Origin of the sequence: Paraburkholderia sp., from assembly GCF_036488505.1 — a bacterium.
GTDB lineage: Bacteria > Pseudomonadota > Gammaproteobacteria > Burkholderiales > Burkholderiaceae > Paraburkholderia.
This window is the reverse complement of the sequence record NZ_DASXHN010000014.1, coordinates 1-4,244: the sequence shown is the minus strand read 5'-3', so window position 1 is coordinate 4,244 and position 4,244 is coordinate 1. Positions and strand designations below refer to the sequence as shown.

The 4,244-nt window shown below is 62.7% G+C and carries 4 protein-coding genes; 1 reads left to right on the top strand and 3 read right to left on the bottom strand.

What is annotated here, in order from left to right; genetic code table 11:
* From VGH68_RS01120 to glpD, 3 genes are all read right to left on the bottom strand, one after another.
* The coding region (locus VGH68_RS01120; protein WP_331601666.1) for an MFS transporter at positions 1 to 473 on the bottom strand (473 nt) is incomplete at its 3' end.
* A 57-nt stretch (positions 474 to 530) separates the two neighbouring features.
* Positions 531 to 1,325 carry an IclR family transcriptional regulator gene (locus tag VGH68_RS01115; RefSeq protein ID WP_331601665.1) on the bottom strand — a complete coding sequence of 265 codons (795 nt, stop codon included), beginning with the start codon at positions 1,323 to 1,325 and terminating at the stop codon, positions 531 to 533.
* Positions 1,326 to 1,669: 344 nt separating this feature from the next.
* Entirely contained in the window at positions 1,670 to 3,202 is a 1,533-nt protein-coding gene (glpD, locus tag VGH68_RS01110) for a glycerol-3-phosphate dehydrogenase (protein WP_331601664.1), read from the bottom strand.
* Between the two features lie 297 nt (positions 3,203 to 3,499).
* Between glpD and VGH68_RS01105 the strand changes: the two genes are divergently transcribed.
* Positions 3,500 to 4,244: sugar-binding transcriptional regulator (locus VGH68_RS01105; protein ID WP_331601663.1), on the top strand; the 745-nt coding region annotated here is incomplete at its 3' end.

Below are 4,244 nucleotides of genomic sequence, written 5' to 3'. Positions count from 1 at the left end.
CCTGGCGGTGCGGATTCGATGATGAACGACGTGGCGCTGCCCCATTCGCCGCCCGCCGCGAGGCCCTGAATCAGCCGCAGCGCCACCAGCAGGACCGGCGCGAGCACGCCGGCCGTGGCGTAGGTAGGCAACAGGCCGATGCCGGCCGTACCGAGCGCCATCCCGAATATCGTGATGAGCAATGCAGTGCGACGACCCTTCACATCGGCGATACGTCCGATGATCGCGCCGCCCACCGGACGCGCGAGAAAGCCCACGCCGAACGCGGCGAAAGTCGCGAGCAGGCCGCCGTATTTGTCGCCCTGAAAGAAGTTGCGGGCGAGGGTCGCCGCGAGAAACGCATAGACGATGAAGTCGTAATACTCGAGTACGTTGCCGATCATCGCGGCCATCAACTGCTGGCGTGAGGAAGCGGTGCGCGGCGCCTCGATCTTGAGAGCCGCTGGACTGCGCTGCGTGTCAGCCTGATTCATGGTGGAAGGGTCCTGTTAGACGACTACCCATGCCGATCGCGTCGGCGGAAAAGGTCACTACACTGGCTGCGGCAAGGACGCGGCGCTCGGAACCGATGCGCCGAACGGAAGCGGCAAACGGTCGATGCACGCGCGCATCGCCACGAGGATGGCGTCGCGTTTGGCCGCATAGCGGCTCGCCACGCAACCGACATCGAGCGCCGCGATGGCTGTGCCGCTTGCATCGCAGATCGGCATGGCGATGCCGACGCCATCCAGCACGAACTCCTCTTCAACGATCGCGAAGCCGTCTTCGGCGGCCCGGTCGATCATCGCGTTGACGCCATCAAGATCGACGACCGTGTGCGGCGTGCGCGGCTCACGTGTCTGGCTTGCGAGAATCGCAGCGCGCCGTTCGCGCGGCAGACCGGCGAGCATCGCGCGGCCCATCGCCGTGCACCATGCGGGCTGTGCGTCGTCGATCGCAAGGTCGTAGCGAACCACTGCTGCCGCCAACGACTTCGCAATGGGCTGCACGAGCCCGTCCTGGGTGAGGACGCTGAGAATGACCGTCTCGCCGACTTCTGCGCACAGTTCGTCCATCACGGGCTTCGCAACAGCGGCGAGACGCGCGAACAGGTCGCCGCCCCAGCCGAAGCCGCTCGCGCGAAACACCGGATTCAGACGGTAGAGGTTGCGGTCATCGCGTTCGAGATAGCCGCGCGACAGCAGCGTGCGCAACAGCGCGAGCGTGCTGCTCTTCGGCATCGCGAACACGGTGGCGACAGTAGTGAGAGGCAGGGCGGCTTCAGTCGCCGCGAAGTATTCGAGCAGATCAAGCACGCGCACTGCGGATCGGACGGCGTCGTTCATGTATATGAACCAGATTCAAAGAGATGAATTTGATTCTTCGTGGCCGAAAACAGTGGGGCAAGCCAGTGATTACCCTGGGGTCACGGGCTGTCTCGTTAAATGGCTTCGGGGGCGCAATACCGGCAGAAGACACGCGCTTGCTGAGAGAACCGGGGTGGAAGCGGAGCGCCGCACGCCGGGTAGCGCATCGCACCTCGACGACCTTATTCGTCGGGCTACCTGAGCACGCAAGGCGCGAGCAAGGAACCAATTGGCGCGATAACGCGCTCACTTCACGCTGTGCAGTCGCTGGCACGCCGAATTGCGAATTCGAAGACGGTCGCCGGCGACGCCAGCGTGCCCGGTCAGCCAGCGATAACGGAAGATCGGCAGAAGTCCGTACGCGCCTCGATGGCGTGTTGTTCGCGAAGCCATGTCTCAAGCCGTTCACGATCGCTTGCTGTCGCTTTGAGGCCGAGCTTGGTGCGGCGCCACAGTATGTCGTCGGCGCAGCGCGCCCACTCCTGATCGACCAGATAACGCGCCTCGGCCTCGTACAGACCGGGCACGATGGCTTGACCCATTGCCTCCATCGAGAGGATGCCATCGAGCATGGGGTCGGCGCGGGTTCCGTACGCACGCGCGAAACGCTGCACAAGCGTAGTGGGCAGGAAGCGGTGCCGGGCGCCGAAATCCAGCATGAAGCGTGTGAAGTCCGCCTCAGGGATGTCGCCGCCTGGCAGTGGTACCTGATGCGTCCACGCCGCGCCAGTCAGTCCAAGTGGCGCGGCCAGTTCATCCGCTGCCTGTTCGGCGAGCTTGCGGTAGGTCGTGATCTTGCCGCCGAACACGGTCATCAGGGGCGCGGCATCCGTATCGAGGTCGAGCTGGTAATCACGTGTCGCAGAAACGGCATCGTCTGCACCGTCCTCGAGCAGAGGCCGCACGCCGGCGTAGGTCCAGACGACATCGTCAGCGCGAACCGGGTTGCGGAAATAGCGGCTTACGGCGTCACATAGATAGGCGATTTCATCGCTCGAAATCTGCACGTGAGCGGGTGAACCCTGATAGTCGACATCCGTGGTGCCGATCAGCGTGTAATCGCCCTGCCAGGGAATGGCGAACACAATGCGCCGGTCGTGGTTCTGGAAGATATACGCGTGGTCATGATCGAAAAGCTTGCGTGTCACGATATGACTGCCCTTGACGAGTCGCATCGCTCGCTGCTGGGACGCCGTTCCGATTGCGAGCGCGTTGACCCACGGACCCGCCGCATTCACCAGCGCACGGGTGCTGACTTCGTGAGTGCGACCGTTGCTATCCGACAGGGTGGCATGCCAGGTTTGCGGGCCCCGCTTTGCTGACATGAAACGTGTGCGTGTTGCGATCCGCGAGCCTCGCTCGCGCGCATCGATGGCATTGACGACGACCAGTCGTGCGTCGTCCACGGCTGCGTCCGAGTAGACAAACCCGCGTGTAAATGCAGCAGAAAGAGCCGTGCCGGCGAAGTGCTCGCGCAAGTTGATGCCTTTCGAGCCTTCGAGCACCGCGCGCCGGCTGAGATGGTCGTAGAGGAACAGGCCTGCGCGGACCATCCATGCGGGGCGCAGTTCGGGGACATGGGGCATCACGAAGCGCAGCGGTGCGATGAGGTGCGGCGCCATGGCGAGAAGAACTTCGCGCTCCTGCAGTGCCTTGCGCACGAGGCCAAACTCCCTGTACTCGAGATACCGCAGGCCACCGTGAATCAGTTTGGTGCTTGCGGACGACGTGTGCTGGGCAAGATCGTCCTGCTCGACCAGCAACACGCGCGCGCCGCGGCCCGCGAGGTCGCGGGCAATCCCTGCGCCGTTGATGCCGCCGCCTACCACCAGCGCGTCCCAGTCAACCTGCTCCACTGTGTCTTCTCCCTGTGCGGCCCGCAGCCCCCGCGTCGCTGTTCACCAGCTGCGACCATGCGTCTTCCTACGGAAGTACGCGGTGGTGGAAACGGTGTTATAAACCGGATTGCACGTTATTGCAACATGTGTGCTCATCCGTGCAACGTGCTTCCCGGCAGGCGGCGGACGAGGGATCGAACGACCGGTTTCACCGATTGCACGTCTGATCAATGGCATTGCAATGTTGACTGCAGTGATAGAGATGACCAGTGAACGTGGTGTAATGGCGGTTCGATTGTTACCGATTGGTCCAGTATGCCCAGCCCCGTTTTCAAGGATGAAGCGAGCCAGTTCGCAGCCGCCGTCAAGGTTGCGAAGATGTACTACTACCAGAGCATGACAACCGAAGCGATCGCGCAGGATATGAATCTGTCGCGCTCGAAGGTCTCGCGTCTACTAGGCATCGCTCACGCGAACGGCCTGGTAGAGATCCGGATCAACGATCCGAGCGAGCGCCCGCGGACGATTGAACTGGAACTGGAAGAACGCTTTGGACTCAAGGCGGCGAGAGTGGTGCCGGTACCGGAGGCAGCGGGTGAGGGCGAGTGGTTGCGCCGCGTGGCGATGCACACCGCGAGTTATCTGAACACCGTGATCGATTCGAACATGGTGGTCGGAATTGCCTGGGGCACGACGATTTCCGCCGTGTCCGATCACCTGATCCCGAAGTCCACGGCGAACGTCGACATCGTTCAGCTCAATGGCGCGGGTAATGCACAGGGTGTTACCAACACGTTCAGCAGCAATCTGGTCATGCGTTTCGCGAAGAGTTACGACGCGCGTCCGCACCCGTTCCATGTGCCGGCTTTTTTCGACTATCCGGAAACCAAGCAGGCCTTGTGGCGCGAGCGCAGCGTACGTCAGATCCTCGATCTGCAGGAGCGTGTCGATGTGATGCTGTGCAGCGTCGGCGTGATGTCGCCGCACATGCCCAGCTACGTGTACAGCGGTGGCTTTCTGGAGCGCGCCGACATCGATGCAGTGCGCGACGAGCAGGTCG